General features: G+C 69.5%; 21 protein-coding genes, 1 tRNA gene and 1 pseudogene. 15 read left to right on the forward strand and 8 right to left on the reverse strand.

Features of this window, described 5'->3' with window-relative positions; genetic code table 11:
* Positions 1–22: 22 nt before the first annotated feature.
* Positions 23–2,065: an MDR family MFS transporter gene (locus AB0I23_RS12300; RefSeq protein WP_359109162.1), complete on the reverse strand. Its 2,043-nt coding sequence runs from the start codon at positions 2,063–2,065 to the stop codon at positions 23–25.
* A gap of 119 nt (positions 2,066–2,184) precedes the next feature.
* Between AB0I23_RS12300 and AB0I23_RS12305 the strand changes: the two genes are divergently transcribed.
* Both AB0I23_RS12305 and AB0I23_RS12310 read left to right on the forward strand, forming a co-directional pair.
* Positions 2,185–3,177 (forward strand): peptidoglycan-binding domain-containing protein, encoded by a 993-nt coding sequence (locus AB0I23_RS12305; RefSeq protein WP_359109163.1) that lies wholly within the window; start codon positions 2,185–2,187, stop codon positions 3,175–3,177.
* 188 nt (positions 3,178–3,365) lie between these two features.
* Positions 3,366–4,028: an HAD-IA family hydrolase gene (locus tag AB0I23_RS12310; protein ID WP_359109164.1), complete on the forward strand. Its 663-nt coding sequence runs from the start codon at positions 3,366–3,368 to the stop codon at positions 4,026–4,028.
* 415 nt (positions 4,029–4,443) lie between these two features.
* Here the strand turns inward: AB0I23_RS12310 and AB0I23_RS12315 are convergent, their stop codons facing one another.
* On the reverse strand, positions 4,444–5,178 hold the full coding sequence (locus AB0I23_RS12315) for an ABC transporter permease (protein WP_359109165.1): 735 nt from the start codon (positions 5,176–5,178) through the stop codon (positions 4,444–4,446).
* Between the two features lie 300 nt (positions 5,179–5,478).
* On the opposite strand from AB0I23_RS12315, the gene AB0I23_RS12320 reads away from it, so the two are divergent.
* The 4 genes and pseudogenes from AB0I23_RS12320 (at position 5,479) to AB0I23_RS12335 (ending at position 8,999) form a co-directional block, all read left to right on the forward strand.
* A complete protein-coding gene (locus AB0I23_RS12320; RefSeq protein WP_359109166.1) occupies positions 5,479–6,123 on the forward strand; it encodes an HNH endonuclease family protein in 645 nt (214 codons plus the stop codon).
* A 119-nt stretch (positions 6,124–6,242) separates the two neighbouring features.
* Positions 6,243–6,812: pseudogene (locus tag AB0I23_RS12325) on the forward strand (DUF7800 domain-containing protein); the annotation flags it as partial.
* 478 nt (positions 6,813–7,290) lie between these two features.
* Positions 7,291–7,698: a hypothetical protein gene (locus AB0I23_RS12330; protein ID WP_359109167.1), complete on the forward strand. Its 408-nt coding sequence runs from the start codon at positions 7,291–7,293 to the stop codon at positions 7,696–7,698.
* A gap of 623 nt (positions 7,699–8,321) precedes the next feature.
* Entirely contained in the window at positions 8,322–8,999 is a 678-nt protein-coding gene (locus AB0I23_RS12335; protein ID WP_359109168.1) for a DedA family protein, read from the forward strand.
* Here the strand turns inward: AB0I23_RS12335 and AB0I23_RS12340 are convergent.
* The 3 genes from AB0I23_RS12340 to AB0I23_RS12350 all read right to left on the reverse strand — a co-directional run bounded on the left by AB0I23_RS12340 (position 8,986) and on the right by AB0I23_RS12350 (position 11,145).
* Positions 8,986–9,213, reverse strand: coding sequence for a DUF2277 domain-containing protein (locus AB0I23_RS12340; protein WP_359109169.1), 228 nt, complete (start codon positions 9,211–9,213; stop codon positions 8,986–8,988). The two genes, AB0I23_RS12335 and AB0I23_RS12340, sit on opposite strands and share 14 nt — an antisense overlap.
* A gap of 47 nt (positions 9,214–9,260) precedes the next feature.
* Complete coding sequence (locus AB0I23_RS12345) at positions 9,261–10,610, reverse strand: DUF1254 domain-containing protein (RefSeq protein WP_359109170.1); 1,350 nt, start codon at positions 10,608–10,610, stop codon at positions 9,261–9,263.
* Positions 10,611–10,698: 88 nt separating this feature from the next.
* Positions 10,699–11,145 carry a DUF7144 family membrane protein gene (locus AB0I23_RS12350; RefSeq protein WP_359109171.1) on the reverse strand — a complete coding sequence of 149 codons (447 nt, stop codon included), beginning with the start codon at positions 11,143–11,145 and terminating at the stop codon, positions 10,699–10,701.
* Between the two features lie 302 nt (positions 11,146–11,447).
* Between AB0I23_RS12350 and AB0I23_RS12355 the strand changes: the two genes are divergently transcribed.
* From AB0I23_RS12355 to AB0I23_RS12375, 5 genes are all read left to right on the forward strand, one after another.
* Positions 11,448–11,744: a GYD domain-containing protein gene (locus AB0I23_RS12355; RefSeq protein WP_359109172.1), complete on the forward strand. Its 297-nt coding sequence runs from the start codon at positions 11,448–11,450 to the stop codon at positions 11,742–11,744.
* Positions 11,745–12,357: 613 nt separating this feature from the next.
* On the forward strand, positions 12,358–13,440 hold the full coding sequence (locus AB0I23_RS12360; protein ID WP_359109173.1) for a hypothetical protein: 1,083 nt from the start codon (positions 12,358–12,360) through the stop codon (positions 13,438–13,440).
* A 319-nt stretch (positions 13,441–13,759) separates the two neighbouring features.
* The gene (locus AB0I23_RS12365; protein WP_359109295.1) at positions 13,760–14,698 is read left to right on the forward strand and encodes a tetratricopeptide repeat protein; all 939 of its coding nucleotides are present in this window, start codon (positions 13,760–13,762) and stop codon (positions 14,696–14,698) included.
* Positions 14,699–15,020: 322 nt separating this feature from the next.
* A complete protein-coding gene (locus AB0I23_RS12370) occupies positions 15,021–16,070 on the forward strand; it encodes a hypothetical protein (protein ID WP_359109174.1) in 1,050 nt (349 codons plus the stop codon).
* A gap of 1,259 nt (positions 16,071–17,329) precedes the next feature.
* The gene (locus AB0I23_RS12375; RefSeq protein WP_359109175.1) at positions 17,330–17,713 is read left to right on the forward strand and encodes a tyrosine-type recombinase/integrase; all 384 of its coding nucleotides are present in this window, start codon (positions 17,330–17,332) and stop codon (positions 17,711–17,713) included.
* 100 nt (positions 17,714–17,813) lie between these two features.
* Here the strand turns inward: AB0I23_RS12375 and AB0I23_RS12380 are convergent.
* A tRNA-Val gene (locus AB0I23_RS12380) sits at positions 17,814–17,888 on the reverse strand.
* 190 nt (positions 17,889–18,078) lie between these two features.
* Between AB0I23_RS12380 and AB0I23_RS12385 the strand changes: the two genes are divergently transcribed.
* The 4 genes from AB0I23_RS12385 (at position 18,079) to AB0I23_RS12400 (ending at position 21,293) form a co-directional block, all read left to right on the forward strand.
* Positions 18,079–18,867: a DUF4097 family beta strand repeat-containing protein gene (locus tag AB0I23_RS12385; RefSeq protein WP_359109176.1), complete on the forward strand. Its 789-nt coding sequence runs from the start codon at positions 18,079–18,081 to the stop codon at positions 18,865–18,867.
* Between the two features lie 71 nt (positions 18,868–18,938).
* Positions 18,939–20,306: a hypothetical protein gene (locus tag AB0I23_RS12390; protein ID WP_359109177.1), complete on the forward strand. Its 1,368-nt coding sequence runs from the start codon at positions 18,939–18,941 to the stop codon at positions 20,304–20,306.
* Between the two features lie 143 nt (positions 20,307–20,449).
* Positions 20,450–20,971, forward strand: a complete 522-nt coding sequence (locus tag AB0I23_RS12395; protein WP_266990752.1) for a DUF4383 domain-containing protein — start codon at positions 20,450–20,452, stop codon at positions 20,969–20,971.
* 97 nt (positions 20,972–21,068) lie between these two features.
* Entirely contained in the window at positions 21,069–21,293 is a 225-nt protein-coding gene (locus AB0I23_RS12400; protein WP_327246529.1) for an FmdB family zinc ribbon protein, read from the forward strand.
* Between the two features lie 44 nt (positions 21,294–21,337).
* Here AB0I23_RS12400 and AB0I23_RS12405 read toward each other — a convergent pair whose 3' ends face one another.
* Positions 21,338–21,997 (reverse strand): O-methyltransferase, encoded by a 660-nt coding sequence (locus AB0I23_RS12405; protein WP_359109178.1) that lies wholly within the window; start codon positions 21,995–21,997, stop codon positions 21,338–21,340.
* Between the two features lie 174 nt (positions 21,998–22,171).
* Positions 22,172–22,987, reverse strand: coding sequence for an HAD family hydrolase (locus tag AB0I23_RS12410; protein WP_359109179.1), 816 nt, complete (start codon positions 22,985–22,987; stop codon positions 22,172–22,174).
* Positions 22,988–22,994 lie beyond the last annotated feature (7 nt).

A 22,994-nucleotide genomic window follows, 5' to 3' on the forward strand; every position in this document is an offset into this window, starting at 1 on the left:
GCCCGGGGATCCCGGCCCGGGATCAGATCGCGTGGTCCCGCCTCGGCTCCGGGCTGCGCGGCTGTTCCCTGCTCGATCCGGCCGTCTCGGCGGTCAGCTCCGCGACGAGTGCGACCAGGTCGGTCGGCCGCTCCGGCCCCCACCAGTCGCCCAGCAGCTCGGCCAGCAACTCCTCACGCGCCTCCGCGAGCTTCACCACGGCCTCCGAGCCGCGGTCGGTGAACACCAGCTGTACCCCTTCGCGCCGGGTCAGACCGCGCTCCTCCAGCTGCCGGACCGCCTCGTTGATCACGCGCAGCGGCACGGGGGTGGCGTCGGCGAGCAGCGCGGGTTCGACGGTGCCGTGCCGCTTGATGCGCAGCAGCATCCAGCTCGCCGCGGGCAGCAGGTCGTACCCCGCACGCTCGGTGAGCTTCACATAGATGTCACGGCGTCCTTCGCGGGTGGCGAGCACCGACAGGGCCCGTGCGCATTCGTCGTACGAGGAGCGCTCGACCGGGTTCGATGCCAGGGTCTCGGTGCTGTCGGGAGCCGTCACCGAGCCGCGCAGCTTGTCCTCCTTGAGGAACCAGGCGAAGACGAAGGCCACCAGGACGACGGGCGCGGCGTACACGAAGACGTCGGTGATCGAGGTCGAGTACGCGTGGATCACCGGGGCCCGCAGCGCGGGCGGCAGTCGGGAGATGGCGCGCGGGTCGGCGGCCAGTCGCCCGGCGTCGACACCCGGTGGCAACGTGACGCCGGAGAGGGCCGCGCCGAGTTTGCCGGTGAGCCGGTTGGTGAAGATCGTGCCGAAGACGGCGACACCGAACGAGGCACCGATGGAGCGGAAGAACGTGGCCCCGGAGGTCGCGACGCCGAGGTCCTCGTACGTGACGGCGTTCTGCACGATCAGCACGAGGACCTGCATCACCAGGCCGAGGCCGGCACCGAAGACGAAGAAGTAGGCGCTCATCTGCCAGGTGCTGCTGTGTTCCGTGAGCCGGTGCAGGAGCTGCAGGCCCATCGCGGTGATGCCGGTACCGAGGATCGGGAAGACCTTCCACCGGCCCGTACGGCTGACGATCTGACCGGACACGGTCGAGGTGAGGAGAAGACCGAGCACCATCGGCAGCATGTGCACACCGGACAGGGTCGGCGAGATGTTGTGCACGACCTGAAGGAACGTCGGCAGATACGTCATCGCACCGAACATCGCGAATCCGATGACGAAGCTGATCACGGCGACGAGGCTGAAGGTCCGGATCCGGAAGAGCTTCAGCGGCAGTACGGGTTCGGTGGCGCGCCGTTCCACGTACACGAAGGCGATCAGCAGCACCCCGCTGAGGACGGCGAGTCCGATGATCTGCGCCGAGCCCCAGGCCCAGGTCGATCCGCCCAGCGAGGCGACGAGAACCAGGCAGGTGGCGACGGAGGCGATGAGGAAAGTGCCCAGGTAGTCGATGGTGTGCTTGGCCTGACGGACCGGGATGTGCAGCACGGCGGCGATGACGAACAGGGCGACGACGCCGATCGGCAGGTTGATGTAGAACACCCAGCGCCAGGTGAGGTGTTCGGTGAAGAAGCCGCCGAGCAGCGGTCCGAGGATGCTGGTCATACCGAAGACCGCGCCGAACAGCCCCTGGTACTTGCCACGTTCGCGCGGGGCGACGATGTCACCGACGATCGCCATCGAGAGCACCATCAGTCCGCCGCCGCCGAGGCCCTGGACAGCTCGGAACGCGATCAGCTGCGGCATGTTCTGGGCGATGCCGCAGAGCGCGGAGCCGATGAGAAAGATGACGATGGCGAACTGGAAGAGTTTCTTGCGGCCGTACTGGTCACCGAGCTTGCCCCAGAGCGGGGTCGCGGCGGTCGACGCGAGCAGATAGGCGGTGACCACCCACGACAGATGCTCCAGGCCGCCGAGTTCGCTGACGATGGTCGGCAGGGCGGTGGAGACGATGGTCTGGTCGAGTGCGGCAAGCAGCATGCCGAGGAGCAGGGCGCCGATGGCGACGAGGACCGTCCGCTGTGAACGGCCTTCGCCAGGGGCCAGGGCCGGGGGGTTCAGCTGGTGGGCCATGAACATCTCCTCGGTTCCGCTACATCCCCATCCTGGCCGTTGTGGATGGTTATGGCCTGTTGGGGCATCACCGTGGCTGACTGCATAATCACAGGCAGTTCAAGGGGAGGGGACCCACAATGACCGGACATGTCTGCCCGGAGTGCGGCACGGACGACAGAGCGACGGCCGCACGGGACGGGAGACCGGACGCCGGATCCGGGGCCGGGCCCGGCTGCGGGTGCGCGGAGCGCGCGGCACGGCGCGCGGCCGAGCGGGCGGAGGCCGCAGCGGCGGAGGATTTCGATCCCCTGCGGATCCGGCCGTACGTGACGCTGGGCGGCGACGAGACACCCGTGGACGCCCCCTCGGGGGACGCCGCCATGACGATGCCGCTCTTCCTCGACCGGCCGGCGGCGGATACACCGCCCCCGCCACCCCTGCCGCGGGAGAGCGCGGGGGCGGTTGATCCCCGTACGGACGCCGTGGCCGTGGACCTGGTGGGTCTGGTGGACCCGGTGCGGCCACGCCGCCGACGGCTCTTCGCGGTGCTCGCGGTCGGCGCGGCCGTGGTCGGCGTGGTGGGCACCGCGGCGTTCGCCGGCGGTCTGTTCGGCGGGGGCGGGAACGAGGACATCGAGCACGACCGGGCGCTCCCCAGTACCTGGGTGTCGAGCGTCCCCGACGCGCCCCTTTCACCGGACGCGTCGCCGTCGGCCTCCGCGTCCTCCTCCCCGTCGGTTTCGGCATCGCCGTCCGCATCCGCCTCCACGTCGGCGAGCGCCTCGCCCGCCCCGTCCGCGTCCGCCGCCTCTTCGCGCCCGCCCGCCCCGTCGGCGTCGGCGTCGGTCTCGCAGTCCGCCGGAACCTCGACGGCCCCGTCGCTCGCGAATCCGGACGATCGCACGCTGCAGCGCGGCGACCGCGGCCCCGCGGTGGCCGAGCTGCAACGGCGACTGCAGGAGGTACGGCTCTACCAGGGACCCGACAACGGCAACTACACGGACCGGGTCGAGAGCGCCGTACGCGTCTATCAGTCGTACAAGTCCATCGAGGGCGACCCGCCGGGCGTCTACGGCCCGAGCACCCGGAACGCACTGGAGGCGGAGACGACGGGCCGCGGCCAGTCCTGAGGGGCGGCCGGTCCCGGGGGCCGGCCCTCTCCCCTCCCGGATCCGGAAAGGGATTCGCTTTCCCGGGCCGGTTTTTGTATCGTGAGGGAACAAAGTAGCCCTCGCCCGCACTCCCTGACCGGCGGGCGGGGCTACTTGTTCCCTTCACCCCACGCTGCCCTCCTCCCCCCGCGCCCTGGAGCCCGCCGATGCCGGCCACCGTCCTCACCGCACGTGCCCTCCTGCTCGACATGGACGGCACACTCGTGAACTCCGACGCGGTGGTGGAGCGCTGCTGGCGGCGCTGGGCACTGCGGGAGGGGCTGGACCCCGAGGCGGCACTCAAGGTGGTCCACGGGCGGCAGGGGTACGCCACCATGGCGGTACTCCTTCCCGACCGGCCGATGGAGCAGAACTACGCCGACAACCGGGTCATGCTCGCCGAGGAGACCGCCGACACCGACGGCGTGGTCCCGATCGGCGGCGCCCCGGCCTTCATGGACGCGATCACCACGCTCCCGCACGCCCTGGTGACCTCGGCCGACGAGGCACTCGCCCGGACCCGGATGACGGCGGCCGGGCTGCGGATGCCGAGCACCCGCGTCACGGCGGAATGCGTCGGCGCCAGCAAGCCCGACCCCGAGGGCTTCCTCAAGGGGGCGGCCGAACTGGGCTTCGCCCCGGCCGACTGCATCGTCTTCGAGGACTCGGAGGCGGGTATCGCGGCAGGCCGGGCGGCCGGGATGCGCGTCGTGGGCGTGGGTCCGCGCGCCGCGGCACTGGCGCCGGATGCGCACGTCCAGGATCTGACGCGGATCCGGGTGGAGGCGTCGGCCGACGGCTCGATCCGCCTGCACATCAGCGCCCTCTGATCCCCAGGGCGCGTATCGGAAGTGCCGCCTGCCCCGCGACGCCCGGCACACACGCTCGCTCGCCGCGTTGCCGGGCTCGTCCGCGCACGTCCGGTACGAGGACGACCCTCCGCCTTGCGATCGCACGCACCGGACTCCGCCGGGCCCGCCCTTCGGGCGGACGGCGGGACTTCCGGCACACGCCCTGGTCCAGGAGAACCTCCCCGAGGATCAGAGCCTGTCGGGTGACCTCTGATCGGGCGGCCACGCCCTGGCACGCACGCTTCCGGCGTTGCCGAAATGCCCTGGTAGCTCCTTCCCCAAGCTCTCAGCTTCGTTCGAGCAGGGAAGGCCCCATCCAAGGCCATCCCGGCGCCTTGGAATCGCACGCACCATGCCGCGTCCGCTCTCCGATCGAAGGTCACCCGACAGGCTCTCAGTCCCGGTGCAGCCGCCCCCTCGCCACCAGTTCCAGCACCGCGGCGACGGCCACCGCCTGTACGGCCATCAGCGCCACCAGGACGAACAGCTGCACGGCCCCCGCCTGAACCGGTGAGGCGCCGCCCAGCAGCATGCCGACGAACGCGCCGGGCAGCGTGACGAGCCCCACCGTCCGCGTCTGGTCCAACCCCGGCAGCAGTGCGTCCGACGCCGCGGGACGGGCGATCTCCAGCCGCGCATCGCGGTCGAGCAGCCCGAGCGCCATTCCCGCCTCCACCTCCCCGCGCCGCGTGGTCAGTTCGTCCAGGGCCCGCCGTCCGCCGAGTACGGTCGCGGTGAGCGCACCCCCGATGAGAATGCCCGTCACCGGGATCAGCGCGATGCCCCGGAACGGCAGAAGCCCGGTGAGCAGCAGCAGGGCGACCACCGGCGCGACCCCCGCGGCGATCGGCACGGCCGCCCACCACCAGGTGCGGTTCCTGGTGATCCGGCGTCCGGCGGTCCGTACCGCCACGGCGTACATCAGCGCCACGAAGCAGAGCAGCGGGGGCAGCGAGCGGACCACCCAGCCGATGAGCAAGGAGACGGCGGCGAGTTGGACCGCGGCGCGCAGCCCTGCGAGGACGATCTCGCGCGACCGGCCGAGCGAGGCCCAGGCGGCGACGGCGGCGGCCGCCGCGAGCAGCACGGCGAGGACGATGCCGAGGGTGAGGTTGACCGGAAGCAGCACGCGGCAACGATAAGTCCGGCCCGCCCCGGCATTCGCGACCTGTCGACATGTCGGCCCCGTATCCACACATGCCTCGCGCACGGCTCAAACGCCCCCATGGGCCGCGAACACCCGCGGAACCCCGCGCATTTCCTTCCGTACGCTCTCGCAGCTCAGCCCGGTCCGTCCCAGCTCTTGATGTGACGTGCCCATGTCGCCACCCTGTTACCTGGCGCCCACCTCCCGGAAACCTGGCGCCGTCACGATGGCCGGGCTTCACAGGTCGCCCGTCCAAGATCCCCCCACATCAAGGGAGTTCGCATGTCAGGTGTCTACGCGCGTCGCATAGGTGTGGTCGTCGCCTCCGCCGCACTTGCCGCAACCACGGGGCTGCTCACCGCACCCACCGCCCAGGCGGCCATGCCCACCCCGGTCAGTGCCTCCACCGCCCGCACCTACCTGGGCCAGCTGAAAGTCTCGGCGGAAGGCTCGTCGACCGGCTACAGCCGGGACTTGTTCCCGCACTGGATCACCCAGTCGGGCACCTGCAACACCCGCGAGGTCGTCCTGAAGCGCGACGGGACGAACGTGACCCAGGACTCCGCCTGCGCCGCCGTCAGCGGCAGTTGGTACTCGGAGTACGACGGGGCCACCTGGACCGCCGCCTCCGACCTGGACATCGACCACATGGTCCCGCTCGCCGAGGCCTGGCGCTCCGGCGCCAGCAGCTGGACCACCACCCAACGCCAGTCTTTCGCCAACGATCTGACGCGACCTCAGCTCATCGCGGTCACGGACAACGTCAACCAGTCCAAGGGCGACCAGGACCCGGCGACGTGGCTGCCGTCGCGTACCGCGTACCGATGCACCTACGTGCGCGCCTGGGTGCACGTGAAGTACTACTACAACCTGTCCGTCGACTCCGCGGAGAAGAGCGCGCTCCAGTCGGTCCTGGGCGGCTGCTGACCCCGGAACCGCCCGCCCCTTCCCCGTCGTTCCGTACGGTACGGAGCCGCCCGTACCGTACGGGCCCGTTCGTACGTGACGGGCTCCGTCCGTACGGGACGACGCGAGGAGGGCACCTCATGGCAGGGCTGCGCCTGGGACCACTGCTGCGGTACGTCGACTGGGAGACGGGCTCCACCGCCACCGTCTGGGTGGAGGCCGACCGGCCCGCCACGGCCGCAGTCCGGTGCGCGGACGGTGCGTCGGGCTCGTCCCGGACGTTCGCGATCGCCGGTCACCACTACGCGCTGGTGGTGGTGACCGGTCTGACACCGGACTCGACCACCGCGTACGAGGTGCTGCTCGACGGCCGCCGGGTCTGGCCGCTCGAGGACTCCGGCTTCCCCGCGAGCACGATCACCACGCCGCCGGCATCGGCCGATGACACCGGGGAACGGCCCGTGCGGATCTCCTTCGGGTCCTGCCGCTGGGCGGCTCCCCCCTCCGGCGAGCGCGACACCGTCGGCCCCGACGCCCTGGAGGCCCTCGCCGCCCGGCTCGCCGCCGACCCCCGCACCGTACGCCCCGACGTACTGCTCCTGCTCGGCGACCAGGTGTACGCCGACGAGACGTCGAAGGCGACCCGCCGCCGCCTCGCCGCACGCCGGGACCTGAGCGAACCGCCGGGCGCCGAGGTCGCGGACTACGAGGCGCCGTCCCGCAGGCACGCCGGCAGCGATGGGTCCGGTGCTCGGTCACCCTGACCGTGGTCAGCGGGATGTCACGGACCTGACGCCGCTCGAAACCGATGCTGTCGCCCTGGCCCAACGTCTCCCCGCAGCCCGTACAGGCCGCCGGGACATGATCCTCGGTGGCATCGGAACCAGGGCAGCGACCATGAACAGCCCCGACCCGCCGGCACCCGGCTGACGCCCCCGCTTGCGCCCGCTCCCGGCCCGCGGCTTACGGATGAGGAGCGTTCACGTTTTACCAGCGCGGTGGGTGGGGCCCACGGCAGGCGGCCGTCAGGGTCCTCTCCGTGACCGTGCCCCGTGTAGTTGGCGCGCGTTGTCAAGCACGTGGCACTCTCGATCAACGACATTCCCCCCGCACCGCTCGATCCTGGATCAGTGCTCGCGAACAAACGGAAGCGTGTACGCGATACCCCATCCGAGAAGGGATCAACGAGTGATCACACGTCGTCGAATAACCACTCTTGCGCTCGCGGCAGTATGCGCTGCCCTGCCGCTGACCGCCGTCTCCGCAGCCGAGGCTCACGCCGGAACGATCAGCACCCTTGGCTTCGGCCCGAAGAAGTGTACGGACATCGGAAATGGCAATGTGTGCGCTGCTGGCATCTCGGGTTCCCCTGACGGTTATGGCGCGTCCTACGAAAAGTGGGAGGGTTCCACGGTGACCGCACGGTTCCAACTGATTTGCATTAATAATTTCTCGAAATGGGATAATGGCGCGTTCACCATCTCGAAAGGCCAGACGAAGAGCTTCGTCTTCTCGGTCGGTGACCAGGGGTCTTGCAAGGTGGTAATGCACAGCGGCGGCACCCCTTATAGCAGCCCGTACGTAGTGATCCCCTAACTAACGCAGTTCGCGGAGCGGAAGGTCAAGACGCTGCGCCGAGAGGCCGAAGTGAACCAGCCGCTGAATGACCTTCTGCGTCGGCTGAATATGGCGTTGCGGGCTGGTGTGCTTACTTCCGGCCCGGGGTTTGTGAGGACAGAAAGCTGTTCAACCCTGAGAAGGTAGGAACGACCCGCTACCGATATCAAGGTTCGATTATTCCGGCTCCCTGGCCTATCGCGGGATGAGGATGTCCAACACGCAGCCCGTTTCGGGGGGGAGAGCCCGGCCGGTGCATTGAGAGGTGCCCGCCGGGTTCGGGAAGCGGTCCAGGGAAACGGGCCGGTCGAAAGACCGGCACCGCGCCCCGGGCCGACCCCGGCTCAGTGACCGCGCTCATCGACGAGCACCCTCACCTGGGGGTCGAGCCCGTACTCCGCGAACCGTCCGGCCCCCTGCCACGGCGGGGGCCGGGCATCACTCCCTCACCCACGGTGCAGATGTGACGCGTGAGGTACACAACATCCTTCGCACATTAATGATGTACAGGTAAACGGCAGGCGTACGCTGTACAGCTGGCCCTGCCGCTCCTGCCGCTCCCCTGCGACGTCGCGGCGTTGAAACGAATCGGGGAGTAGAAGGTGCTTGAGAGTGTGGGTGCGCTGACCGGCAGCCCATGGATCTATGCCGTGGTCGCCCTCTCGGTGCTCCTGGACGTCTTCCTGCCCGTCCTCCCCAGCGGGGTCCTGGTGATCACCGCCGCGACGGCCGCCGCCGCGGGTTCGACCACGGTCGCGGGCGCGGCGGGCGGCCCCGGTGATGTCCCCCAGGTGCCGTCGCTCCTCGCCCTGACCCTGAGCGCGGCCACCGCATCGGTGCTCGGCGACCTCGTCGCGTACCGGCTGGCCTGGCGCGGCGGTGACCGCCTGGACCGGGCGATTGCCCGCTCCCGCCGCCTCACCACCGCGCAGGACCGTCTCGGTGCGGCTCTGAGCCGCGGCGGCGGCATCCTCGTCGTCATCGCCCGCTTCGCCCCGGCCGGCCGCTCGGTCGTCTCCCTGGGCGCGGGCGCCGCGCACCGCAAGGCGAAGGAGTTCCTGCCCTGGTCGGCTCTGGCCGGTATGGCCTGGGCGGGGTACAGCGTGGGTCTCGGCTACTTCGGCGGCCAGTGGCTGGGCACCACGTGGCTGGGCACGGCGGTCTCGGTCCTGGCCCTGTTCGTGGCAGGCGCCCTCGCCGCGTACCTCATGCGCCGCCCAGGAGCGGCGGCCGCGGCGGCTTCCGCTCCCGTATCCGCTTCGGCTTCTACGGCGCCCTGACGGCCGCCCCCCGCACCTCAAGACCGTCGAGCAGTCTGGCGGTCGCGGCGGCGATCTCGTCCACGGCCCGGTCGAACACCTCCTGGTTGTGCGCGGCCGGAGCCCGGAAGCCGGACACCTTGCGCACGAACTGCAGGGCGGCCGCCCGGATGTCCTCCTCGGTGGCCTCCTCGGGGATGGCGGGCGGGCGAAGGGTCTTGATACTTCGGCACATGGCTCCAGTGTGGACCGCCCCACTGACAACGGCCCGGGACCCCCGGGTCAGCTCAGTTCGATTGCGGGGAGCTCATAGCTGCCGTCGAGGATCGCGCGCCCCGGCATGCAGAACCTGAGCACGGGCCGGAACTCCCCGTCGGGCGCGGGCAGCCAGTTCGCCGCTGCTACAGGGTCCGCGGGGGGCTCCTTGCTGATGAGGACCGTCAGCGCCCCGTCCTCCCCCCACACCAGCCCGGGGGTGCGGTCCCCGAGCGAGTACCGGCCCGACGGGTTCGCGACGAGACGGTGGTCCGGCGCGTCGTACATGGTCACGGACCAGAACGCTTCCACCGGCGGCGGCTGCTCGAAGCGCAGCACGTAGGAGTGCGCACCGCTCAGCGGATTGCCGTCGGCGTCGTGGCGAGTATGGGCGTACACCGCCTCGTACCCATGGCTCCCCCACAGGGCCACGCGCGCCGCGACCGCTCTGACCAGGTAGGACGCCTCCCGGTCGGCGATCTTCCACTCCGGTGAGTCGATCGTCCCCACCCCGAAGTGGTCGAGGTTGTAGTCGAAGAGATGCGGATCCATCTCCCATCCCCCGAGCGTCGCCGTGCTCGGCCGGGCGGCCGCCTCCACCCGCGCCCTGCCCTGAGTCATCCCCTCGGTGAGTGCGCGTACGAGGGCCGGACCGGCGCAGACGTACGGCGAGGGCCCCTCCTCCAGCAGCCCCAGCGGCTGGAACCGGTCCTGGTACGCACAGTCGGCGGCGGCCGGCGGAAAGTCGGCCATCCACACCCTGAGCTGCTCGAAGAACCGCAGATCCGCCGGTACGTCGGGGTCGGGCGCCGGCAGCCCGGTGCGGTGCGTTCCGGGTTCGAGATACGTGAGCGTGTACTGCTCCTGGAGCGCCCGCACCCGCTTCATGTCGTCCGGAGTGTCGCAGGCGTTGCGCCCGACGACAGAGACGACGGAGGTCGGTGCGTCGATCACCCCGCGCAGCCCGCCCGGCTCCCTGCCCGACCAGCCCGGCGGCACAATGAGCCAGTCACCCGCGCCCGTGCCGGTGGCTCGACGCCCCACGTACGCGAAGGTGTTGGTCCAGGTGTCCACGAACTGCATCACGTAGTAAGCCCCGTCGGTGTCCGGGACATGCAGTCGGATCGGCCCTCCGGACAGATCCAGCTGGGCGATCGAATGAACGGTGTCGTCGTCGGCGGAGACGGCATGCACGTCGGGGCCCGCCCACGGCCCCGCGTGCGCGAAGTGATTGAACGGGGTCGGCGCCAACGGGCCGAATCCCTCCTGCATCGATCTCTCGACCGTCGACAGGGCGACGACCAGCGGATATCCGTACACGTACGCCTCGGCGGCAAGAGCGACGAGGTCTTCCCCCTGCCCGTTCGGTGCACCCATCACCTGCACACCCCCCACGGCGAGCACCGCAGCAGCAGCCGGTCCCGGATCCAGATCAACGCCGCCGCCGCACGCGCCGCGCCCGCCGTCACGGCCGCCACTGGATGACTGCCGTCGAACGGTCGGTGCACAGAGCCCAGATCACGAACGCGTCGATCGCGATGGAGATGATCGCCCAGATCGGCTGGTACGGCAGCCACATGAAGTTGACGATCATGTTGAGCGCGGCCAGTACGACACCCGTCGCCTTGGCCCAGCCGGCACCCTTGAGAATGCCCCAGCCGACGAACGCGAGAACCACGCCGAGCACCAGGTGGATCCAGCCCCAGGCCGTCACGTCGAACTTGAAGGTGTAATTGCTGATGCGTGTGTAGACCTCGTCGGACGCGATACCGGCGATCCCCTTGATGATCCCCATGACGCCGTCCACCATCAGCAGCACACCGGCGAACATGACTCCCCCGGCCGCCCAGGGATTCTCACCCAGGGGCTCGGAGGTGCGGCGGGCGCCGGGGGCGGGAGCTGACTGTGCCATCTGAGTCTCCTTGGCCGGAGCGGAACAACTGCACGAATCCGACCCTGCGCGGCGCCCGCCCGTGCGACCACCTGACGCGTCCGTACGGGTGACGGCGTCGACCTGGCATCAGCCTCTCCCGCGATCGGTCACGACCGGGAGGCCGGAACAGCCGCTCGCCTGCTCATCAAAACGGTCGCGGCTCGTCAGCACGACGGGGCGACCCGCGTCGTTCGCTCGTTCGGGTGCGTATCTCGTGCAGGTTCCAGCCCAGATGTCCAGGCTTGGCCTCACGATGTGTCTCCTCGTGAAGGTGAAAGAACATGCCGACGTACGTCACCTTGCTGAGCTGGACCGATCAAGGGGTCCGAAACTACAAGGACACCGCGCAGCGCGCCGAGGCCTTCGGCTCAGCGGTACAGAAGCTCGGGGCGAAGCTCCTGAGTATCTACTGGACCGTCGGTCCGTACGACCTCGTGACCGTCGTCGAGGCGCCCGACGACGAAACTGCCACGGCAGCACTCCTGCAGCTCGGTGGGGTGGGCAACGTCCGTTCCACGACTCTGCGGGCCTTCGGCCGAGAGGAGATGGAGCGCATCATCGCCAAGGCGGCCGGCTGACGACCCACCACACAGTGCGAGCGATCGCGTCCGGCGAGTCGGCTCAGCAACCCGTGACGACCCTGCCGAGGTCCCGAGTCGTCCCATGTGCGTACGTGCCGGCTCTACGACCAGCTCGGTCGGCGTCGTCGCACCGCCGTGGATGGCTCCGGACCGCGGTGACCGGGTCGGAGACCGAGACGCCCCAGCTGGACTGATCCGTCTCGCTTTACACGCACGGGTCTCCGAGGTTTTCCAGCCGGCCGAGTCCGTGTGGTGCGGCGGCGGTGCTGTGCCGAGAAGGGGATGCTTGGCGGGCAGTCCCGGTGAGCCGCCCGGACGGACGGAGCCGGCGCGCCGTGGCCGGCTCGCAAGCGAGTGACGGCCCGCGCCTGGCGACCGGTTCGACTACCGCGGGGCACCGGACAGTCGACCGCCCCAGCCACGACGCACTCCTTCTCCGACAGCAACGGCTGATGGCGCGGCACCCTGCACGCCTGCGCGCTTCGGCCACCGGAGGGGCGAAATACCCGAGGGCAGAGCGTGTCCGTGCGCACCAAATCCGACCATCACTTTTAACGTGACGCTCATGAAAGCTAACCTTCTGTCACCATTGGCGCGAAGGCTGTCCGCGTTGACAGCCGCCGTGGCCATCTCGGCAACGGCTGCGGCAGGCGCCGCCTCGGCCTGCGGGACGTTCCTCGGCCGTCTGCACACCGTGCGTGAGATTGCCTCCACGGTCCCCGCGAACGGCGACGTGAACCCCTATGGCACGGCCGTGGTCGCGCGCGACGCCGGGAAGCTCCACAAAGGCAACGTGCTGGTCAGCAACTTCAACAACAGCCAGAACCAGCAGGGCACGGGCACCACCCTGGTCCAGGTCAGCCCGCGGGGCACCGCCAGTCTGTTCGCGCAGATCGACCCGGCCCACCTGCCCGGTCCCTGCCCCGGCGGTGTGGGTCTCACCACCGCCCTGAGCATCCTGCCCGGCGGGTGGGTGGTGGTCGGCAGCCTCCCGACCGCCGACGGCACCTCCGCCACCGCCCAGGCGGGCTGCCTGCTCGTACTGGACAGCCACGGCAAGGTCCGCAAGACGCTCGCCGGAGGCGGCATCAACGGACCGTGGGACATGACCGCCACGAGCCACGGCGACCGTACCGACCTGTTCGTCACCAACGTGCTCAACGGCACTGTGGCGGGCGGCGGCAACGAAGTGGACCGGGGCACCGTCCTGCGCATCACCCTCAAGCGTCATGACCACCAGCCGCCGCGGCGGGTGAAGACCACCACGATCGGCTCGGGCTTCGCCCAGAAGACCGACCCCGCCGCCCTGGTGATCGGCCCGACAGGCGTCGGCCTCGCCAAGGACGGCTCGCTCTACGTCGCCGACACGGTCAAGAACCGGATCACCGTCATCCGGCGCGCGGTGACCCGGGGATCCAGCGCCGGCACCGGCCGCGTCGTCAGCAGCGGCGGCAAGCTCAACGGCCCCCTCGGCCTGGCCATCGCACCCAACGGCCACATCCTGACCGTCAACAGCGGTGACGGCAACATCGTCGAGACCACGCCCGCAGGCCGCCAAGTGGCCTTCCGGCAACTCGACAACAGCGGCTCCCCGCCCGGCGCGGGCGCGCTGTTCGGTCTGGCGGTGGACCTGGACCGCGACGCCGTGTACTTCGTCGACGACGCCACCAACACCCTCGACGTCCTTAAGTGATCCACAAGAAACACCAGAGGCCCCGGATCCCCGGGGCCTCTCACTTCCGCGCACTCGGCAGGATTCGAACCTGCAACCTTCTGAACCGTAGGATCGGACAGCTCGTCGGGAGGGTGGTCAGCCTCCTCCCGGAGTGATCGCCGACGATGGTGATCATCGGCCTCTGTGTGCCGTCGTTGCCGTCAGGGCTGCCGTCACTCACGGACCACCGACTGCTGTGCCGCCGCCCGGGCGGAAGGGTCCACAGAACCTTGGCCATGGATATTCTCTGGCGATGTCGAATCAGTCAGTAGAAGCGGGCGTCAGTCTCGCTGGTGTGATGGCGCACTGCGGCGGAAGTCCGGTCGGCGCCGTGGAGTTCCTGGTGGGCGCGATAGCCTCCGCGCCGACTGCCCCGGAGCCCTATGCGGCCCTCGACGAGTTGTGGCGGGACCGACGCTCAGAGCTGAAGGAGGGCCTCGAAGGGGACGGCTCCTTGAGCGCTGTGCTGGCGCAGGCGTACTTCCTGTTCCTCGAAGAGAACATGGACGACGCGGTGATGGCTCTTGGTTCGGTCACGGGGGCGCGACCCGACGTGGCGTGGGGCACTGCCCCTTGGTTCGGCAACGCGCGTTTTCTCGGCGCGGTGAGTGCCGAGGCATTGGCGGAGGCGTGTCTGCGGACGTTGGATTACGGCCACGACCTGAACACCGACGAGATGCGTGAGCGGTTCACCCCCTGGTTTCACGTCATCGACGCGGTGTCCGAACGGAAACCCGTGCCGGAGTCGCTGGCCGCGATGGCCCGGCTGCCCCGGGCCTGCGGCCGCTACGAACTGTCCTTCACCCTGTGCGACCGCGCCGATGCCGTCGATCGAGTCATGTGGACCGAGGTCGCACGAGCGAACACCTGGCGCGCGATGGGCGACCTGGACCAGGCTGCGGCGGCTTTCGAGCAAGCCCTGACGCTGGATCCCACCAACTGGTCCCCTTACCTGGACCTCGCCGATGTGCGCGCTGAGCAAGGGGACTTCGCCACCGCTGTGGCCCTCGTTGAACAGGGCCTGCAACACGAACCGCACGAAGTCTCACTGCGCGCGGGACGCGCCGCCTATCGCACGCGCCTGTCCGGCTCGCCCGACGACCTACGGGCCCTGATCGCCTTGGCGCCGGAACTCGCGAACACCTCCTACCGGGACCTGCTGATCGACTACGCGTGCGCGGGGACGGGGCTGCCCCGGGGACTCGTGGCCAAGGCCCGCCGCATCAGCAAGAACTGAACACGCACCCTGTCAGACCCTCGACCTGGCATCCGCTCCCCCAGGGCCGAATGATCACATCCGATGAAGGTCACGGCGACGTGCAGCCGCTGTGGCTCAGCGACACCCCGGCCTCCGTCAAGCTGTGGGCTCGCCTGCACGCTGAGCACAGCACCTCGGGCCTGTGGCCGCTTCTTCTCAACTGCCTCGACTCCCATGGCCTCGGTGACGACGAATTCCGAGTGCATTGCGGGACGCGCGCTTCGTGAGCGGTCACAGTCACTGCTGAAGTTCCCCCGTACGGTGGACGGTTTCAGGTTCCCGTCTCGCGTTGGAGGACTTCGTGACCGCCGCTCGTCTTGTCGCCACCGTCGCCGCACCGCTGGACCCGGCGTCCGCGGACGCTCCCCACGTGCTGCACTGGCCCGGGCGCAGGCTTCTCGTGCAGCGCGGTGACACCGAACTGGTCACCTTCGATCTGGACGGGGAGGCGACGGAGGTCCGCTTCCCCGCTCCGTGGCCTCGCCGGTACGGCTCGGTGACGGTCTCTCCCACGGGTGACGTCGCCGTGTTCGCCGGCGTGCACGCGCTGCGAGCCGTGGATGCGACCGGCACCGTGCTGTGGGAGATCCGGCACGGCTGTTGGTCCGCCGCCGTATGCACCGTGGCCCATGCCTCGTTCTCCGAGTACGCCGACGACTACTACCACGCCCACGCGGACAGCGGCTCGGCGGCCTTCTCCTCGAACGGCACATTGGTGTGGGCTCACGTCCGCAATCGTGACGGGGACGACACGAAGGAGGAATGGCTTGTCCTGGACGCCGCCTCCGGCTCGATCCTGGGGCGGGCGGACACCACGACCGTGGGCTCCGCTTCATGGCACTTTCCCCATCCAGACGGTGACCACATGGGGCTGTCCATCGGTGAGGGAGACGACAACTCTCCAACCCTCTGGGGACGCTGGGACGGCACCACACTCACCTTTGAAAAGATCGTGGGGGAGATTTTCCTGGCTGCCAGCCCATCCGGGGAACACTTCCTCACAACCGACCCCGCGGGGTCGGGCCTCTATCTGCACCGGACTTCCGACGGTGCCGAATCGCGGAGACTGGACGCCACGGACGCCGTATCTCCTCTGCCGGACGACGACGAGGCCAGATGGCATTTCCAGGCCGCATTCCCCTACGAGGACGGCGCTGTAGCCGCCACCGAGGACTACCCTGACGTCCCACGTCACTGGCTCGTGGACCCGCGCACCATGTCCATGGGTGGCCCTGTCACCTACCCCTTCCCCATCTCAGGAGGCCCATGTTCCGCGGGCCAGGGCACGTGGTACACCGGCTCCAAGGACCAGACGGCCCTCCACCTGTGGAGCCTTGCCGGGAAGGACTGAGCCCTCCGATGCCGACGCGGAACGCCCGGCCGGGCGTTCTTCTGCACGTGGTTGCCGGCTACTCGCCGACTCCCGTGGCGCCTAGCGCTTCAGACGGCAGAACGTATCGACACACCCGATCCAACGCAACCGCACCGGCTTCGGACACCGTCCCGACGCCGAGACCATCCGAATCGACGACCCGCGAAGTACGGGCCTAGGAGGGCGTCGGCGCGCTCGCGCTCCGTCCGGGCCTGACGGGCGTCGCGCCACTTGTAGTAACTGGAACGGACGACGTCGAGCACCTGGCACAGCCGCTTGACCGGGTAGGCCTCGCAGTGGTCGGCAATGAACTGGAAGCGGCTTAGGAGGGCACGCTGGCCACTCACGGGCAGTGTGATCAGTATCGCCGCGTCTTCCATGCTTCCGATGATGTTGACGTTCTTGGTGCGACCCGGGATGGTCACTGCGGCGGGACCTCGTCGAAGGGTGGGTATGGGCACGACAGGCACGTCGTCACCCGCGGAGCGCGGAGGTTTCGCGAGAGGCTGTGTGACCGTAGGCCTGATCGTGGGGTTGGTGCCGCTCGGTGGGCTGCTGCTCTTGTTCAGTTTCGTGGGCACGATGGAGGTTGATTCTCCAGACGCTTTCGCGGGGTGGCGGGACAATCTCAGCGGTCTTGCGCTGTTTCTGCTGACCCTCAGCGTCGCCGCCTCCCTCGGGGCGCTAGCAGCCACCTTGTGGGCGCCTCGGCCCTTGCGGGCATTCGTCGGCCTGGTGTGCGGTCTACTGCTCGTCGCGGCCGTCTGTCGGGCCTACACGCTTGCACCAATGCTGAAGTGCTGGGGCCACAACTCCATAGCGCGGGAGGCGGACGGCTCCTATGCGTGCGCTGACCGCTGATGGCTGGCCTTGACCTTCCACTTCTCAGGCGAGTTGATGGCTCGGGACAGACCGCGATCCGACCCGATGACGACCCAGATTGACAGCCGCTGACGCGCGGCTGCGTGCGGTGGCGTCCGTTGTCGTTGCCGTCATGCGGTCGGCGCAGTTGCTGTACTTCACGGCTGTACCGCAGTGCGGAGTGAGGGAGGGGCAGGCCCCGAAGAGCGCGCCTCTGTCGCTCACTTGCCCTTTGACCTGTGCTTGGTCGCGTCAACGCCTACGGCCCGATCAATGGTCGACGGTGCCGCCCAGGACGAAGAAGAGCAGGCCTAGGACAAGGCCCAAGATGCCTATGAGGGCGGGTGCTACGTGGGCGATTAACAGAATCGCCATGAGTGTCCGTCCAAGGCGGATACGGGTCTCGTGATGCCTGTCCTGTACCGAGTTTTTGTCAGTCACTGCTCCCCGGCTCGGACGGCCAGCTTCGCCGGAACAACTTCCGCCGCATCTGGCTGCGGTCTGTCGAGGAGGCCGGACTCGGGGACGTGCACTTTCACGACCTCCGGCACACGGGCAACACCCTCGCTGCGACCGGTGGCGCGACGACGCGCGAGCTGATGCAGCGCATGGGGCACTCGTCGGTGCGGGCCGCGCTGATCTATCAGCACCTGGTCAACGGGCGGGACCATGCGATCGCCGCTCAGGTTGATGAGCAGATCAAAAAGGGCCGCCCGGCCGAGCCCTCCGGGGAGGGTCCGGAGGAGGCATCTGGCACGTGAGTGGCACGACGCCACTTCCCCGCCGGGATGACGGAGGAACGATCAAGGCCCAGGCTCCCGGTTTGATACCGGTGACCTGGGCCTTTGTCGTGCTTCCTGCTGGTGGGCGCGGACGGTTTCGAACCGCCGACATCTGCTTTGTAAGAGCAGCGCTCTACCCCTGAGCTACGCACCCGTGGATGAAGCAACAGCGTACATGGCACAGGGCCCATGCTCACAAACGGTTGTCCGGACCGACGGGGAGACGGGGGATATCCCCACCCCGCTTACGGTAGCCGCCCGGATTCCCCCCGGGCCGGCACGCTCTCTACGGTGGATCCACACCGGCGGGACAGCCCGCCGGACCGGATGGGGGATCGATCACCGTGGCACTCCGCACCCACACCCGCGCTCGCACCCGGCCCCGCGCGCTCGTCGCGTCCGGCGGGGCTGTTCTCGTCGCCCTGGCCCTCACCGGTTGCGGCAGCGCGGATGTGGAGGACGCGCCGGCCGAGCACAGGTCGTTCGCGCTGAGCGGGAAGACGCTGACCATCGAGTCCGGCGGTACGACCGTGGAGCTCGTACCGGCCGATGTGCGCAAGGTCGAGGTGACCCGGCGCGTCGACGGGTGGGTGGTGCTCGGGAGCGGGCCCGATGCCCGGTGGTCGATGCGGGACGGCACGCTCACGCTGCGGGTGACGTGCGACGCGTTGATCAGTAACTGCGGGTCGCGCCACCAGGTGAAGGTGCCCCGTGGCGTCGCGGTGGCGGTGAACGGGGACAACGGGCGGGTCCTCGCGTCCGGGTTCGACACTCCGCTCACGCTCCACTCCGACAACGGAAAGGTGACCGTCCGTGACTGCAGCGGTCCGTTGAAGCTGGAGAGCGACAACGGGGGCCTCGTCACGGAGCGGATCTCCAGCAGGTCCGTCTCCGCGCGCTCGGACAACGGGGGGATCCGGCTCGGGTTCAGCGCTGTGCCGGATCTGGTCGACACCGTCAGCGACAACGGCCGGGTGACCATCGACCTGCCGCGCAGTTCACAGGCGTACGCGGTTACTGCCACCGCGAGCAACGGGCGCGTCTCGGTGAAGGTGCCGCGCAGCGACGGCAGTCCTCATGTGGTGAAGGCGCGCAGCGACAACGGGCACATCACGGTGCGAACGGCGAACTAACCGGCCCGTGTGTTCGTCCTTACCTGGTGGAAGAATGAACCGGGCAGGGCGAAACGGCACGGGAGAGGGATGTGACGGCGACACACGCGCGGCCGCAGGCGAGAGCGGGTGGCAATTCCGCCGTCAGGGACGTCCTCGGATTGATGATGCTGCCGGTGCCGTTGCTCGCCGCCGCACTGCCGGCCGCCTTCGCCGGTGGGGGTACGCGACGCTGGTTCGGCGGCCGTGGGGAGAGCCAGCGTGTCGAGGCGCAGGCGGCGAAGGACGCGGCCGCGGAGGCGTTCTACGAGCTGGACACCGCTCAGCGCGACCTGCAGATCTCGATCGAGACGATCACCGCGGTGGACAGTTCGCCCGCCGCGCGCAAGGTCACGGACGATTTCGCCGCTCTGGGGCGGCGGATCGACGAGGCGAGCCATGCGTACATCACGGCGGTGGACGCACACGACCTGGACCGGGACGATCTCGAACCGGCGATCGCGGCGCGTGCCAGGACGGAGCTGACGAGCGCCAAGGACGAGCTCGTACGGGTCAAGGGCGAGCTCGACCGGTTCGCCCAGGGACTCGGTCCGCTCCTGGGGAACGCGGAGACACAGCTCGCCCGGCTCGCGCCCGCCGTGGAGCGGGCCCGGCAGGCGCTGCTCGGTGCGAGCAATGCTCTCGACGCAGCGCGCGCGTCCGGGCTGCGGGCGGACGATCTCGCCGCGCGCCTGGCGGCCCTCGCCCCCGAACTGACCAAGCTCAACCAGGGCGCCGGCCGGCACGGCGTGCCGGAGACGCTGCTCCGCGCCGATCAGGTGCTGCGCGGTGCGGAAGCTGTACGGGCGGAGGCGGCGCAGCTTCCCGGACGTGCCGCCGAGATCGACCACCGGCTGGTGTCGCTGCGTACCCGTGCCCAGGCGCTGACCACCCGTGCGGGTTCGGTGGAGCCGGTGCTGAGCGAGCTGAGGCGGCGCTTCTCGGCCGCGTGCTGGCAGGACCTCCAGCCGGTCCCGGAGCAGGCGGCGGTCAATGTGCGGCAGGCCGAGGAGAAGCTCAAGGAGGCGGCCAAGGCGCGGGACGAGCAGCGCTGGGCGGACGCGACCTCGCGGCTCGCCACCGTACGGGCCCTGCTGAACGCGACGGACGAGGCGGTGTCCGCGGCCGGTGACCGGCTGCACCGGCTCGACGCCGTGGCCAAGGATCCGCAGCAGGAGATCCAGCGGACCCGGTTCGCGATCCGGGACGCGCAGCGTCTGGCCATGGCGGGCCGCAACACGCCCGACCCGCGCCATGCCCGGCCGCTGGACGACGGAGTGGCCAGGCTGGAGCGCGCCGTCGCCGGGCTGGAGGGCCGCCACCCCGACTACTGGCACTTTCTGACCGAGACGGAAGCGGTGCGGCAGACGGCTGCGAGGGTGGTATCCGAGATCCGGGAGGAGCGTGGCGCCGGGGGCTGAGCCGAGTTGTCGGGGCCCGGGGCGGGGCGGATCATGGTGGTTGTCCGAAGGAGGCCACCATGGCCCAGACTCATGCGCCGCGTCTCCCGCATCTCCCTCATCACCCGCAGCGAGCGGCGCGAGGGCCGGCAGGACCCGGCAGAATGGCCCGGCTCGACGAACATCTCCCGGTCGATCACCGGCTCAGCAGCGTCTACCGCGTCGGGGCAGGGCTGATGGGGCTGGTGCTGCTCGCCTTCGGCATCCTGGGGCTCATCGACAAGATCGGCTTCTTCGACACGGGTGGCGCCACCGTCGCGGGCCTGAACACCAACGGCGCGCTCAGCGTCCTGTCCATCTGCGTCGGCCTGCTCCTGTTCACCGGAATGGTGATCGGCGGAAACTTCGCCTCGACGCTCAACATGGTCCTCGGGATCGCGTTCATCCTCAGTGGCTTCATCAATCTCGCGCTGCTCGACACGGACTACAACTTCCTGGCCTTCCACCTGCAGAACGTGCTGTTCAGCTTTGTCGTCGGGCTGATGCTGATGATGTTCGGGATGTACGGGCGGGTCAGTGGCGGGCTCCCGCACGACAACCCGTACTGGCAGGCCCGCCATCCCGAACAGGCAGCTCAGGAGCTGCGCCGCCGTCGGCGGCAGTCCATGCCGATTGCCCGGTCGTAGGAGCGGTGCCGTCGGGGCGGTGCGCCCTCCCCCTACCGTCCCCAGGTCCTGTTGCCGGATACCGCTGCCGGCCGGCGCCGCCGGTTAGCCTGGGGTCATGCCTCGTTACGAGTACCGCTGCCGCTCCTGCGGAGACACGTTCGAACTCAGTCGTCCGATGGCCGAGTCCTCGGCCCCTGCCTCCTGCCCCGCCGGGCACGAGGACACCGTGAAGCTCCTCTCCACCGTGGCTGTGGGCGGGGGTTCGGCCAAGTCCGCGCCCGCCGCCCCGTCGGGCGGCGGTGGCGGCGGAGGCTGCTGCGGTGGGGGTTGCTGCGGCTGACCCGGCCGCGCCGGCGGCCGGCTCGGCCCGGCGGGCGGGCGGCGCTACCTCCTGCGGGAGAGTGTCAGCCCGTCCGCCACGGTGAGCATCACGCTGTCCATCCGCGGATCAGCGGCCACATGCTCGTTGAACTCCTTGATCGCCGCCGCCCCGCCGGTCGCCTGCGGATCGGTCACGCCGCCGTGGAACAGCACGTTGTCGGCGACGACGAGGCCGCCCTGCCGCATGCGGGGCACCAGCTCCTCCCAGTACGGGATGTAGTTGCCCTTGTCCGCGTCCAGATAGGCGAGATCGATGTGCGGCTCGGACGGCATCGCCCTCAGCGTGTCGAGCGCGGGGGCGATGCGCAGCTCGATCCGGTCGGCGACGCCTGCCTTCGCCCACGCCTCCCGGCCGTAGGCGGTCCACTCCTCCGAGATGTCGCAGGCGATCAGCCGCCCGTCGGCCGGCAGCGCCTGCGCCATGGCCAGGGCGGAGAACCCGGTGAATGTCCCGACCTCGACGATGTGCCGGGCCCCGGTCAGCCGTACGAGGAAGGCGAGCAGTGGCCCCTGCTCCTCGGCGGACTGCATGGCGGCCTGATCGGGAAGGCGCGCGTATGTCGTCTCGACGAGCTCACGCTGCACCGCGTCGAGCGGCGGGTTGTGCGCCAGCATGTACGCGTACAACTCGTCCGTGATCTTGGTTTCGTTTCCCTTGCTCATCGCAGACTCTCTTCGTGCCTGCCGGGCAGGCTGGTCAGGTCCCCGCGTACCGGTTGTACGGCGAGAACGCGTCGGCTGCCGGCCACTGTTCCCTGTCGGTCCGAGCTTGTCGAAGATCGCGTCGACGTGTTTCTCCGCGCACTGTGCAGCCGTTCGGCGACGGCCGCGCAGGATTCAGAGACCGTGCCGGGGAACGGAAGCCCGAATGAACCGGCGGAGGATCTCCTCGCCCGCCGCCACACCACGTTCCGTCAGGACGTCGACATGCGGGGCACTCCAGTCGGTGTCGGCGAGTTCGCCGTGGCCCGGACGCCAGGCGAGGTCGGCGGCGAGCAGCAGATCGGCGTCGAGGAGCGAGTCGCCGGCGGCGAGGGTGAGCGTGGCGCCGGCGCGGAGGGCGACCTCGTGCATCGCGGCGCTCTTGGTGAGCGGCTTGGGCACGGCGTAGATCTTGCGGCCCTGGAGGGACACGGTCCAGCCGCGGGGCCCCGCCCACTCGGCCAGCTCGTGCAGCCAGTCCGTGGGCAGCAGCGAGCGTTCGACGACGAGATAGGCGAAGAGGTCCTCGGCGACTCGTTCCTTCAGCAGCCAGGCGGGGTCGGCGGCGGCCACGAGGTGGGCACGGACCTCGGCGAGCGAGGCGCACTCGTCGGCGAGCCGGCGGGCCACCGCGTCCTGCCAGTCGGGATCGGAGACGCCGTCGACCAGGAGGTGTCCCCCGTTGGCGCAGATGGCGAACTTCGGTGCGGGACCAGGGAACTGGATGCGGTGGTACTGCTCGCGGGTACGGGTGGTCGTGGGTACGAAGACCGTGGTGCGGGCCAGTTCGTCGACGAGTACGGCGGCCGTCTCCGTCATGTAGGAGAGCGGCTTGTTCCCGTACACCTCGACGCAGAGCAGCCGGGGGGCGTCCGCGTCCGGCATGGCGAGCTGGAGTGCCGCCGTCGAATAGATGAGGGTGCGGTCGAGGTCGCTGGCAACCAGTGTCACAGGGGTG

This window comes from Streptomyces atratus (genome assembly GCF_040655115.1).
GTDB lineage: Bacteria > Actinomycetota > Actinomycetes > Streptomycetales > Streptomycetaceae > Streptomyces > Streptomyces atratus_D.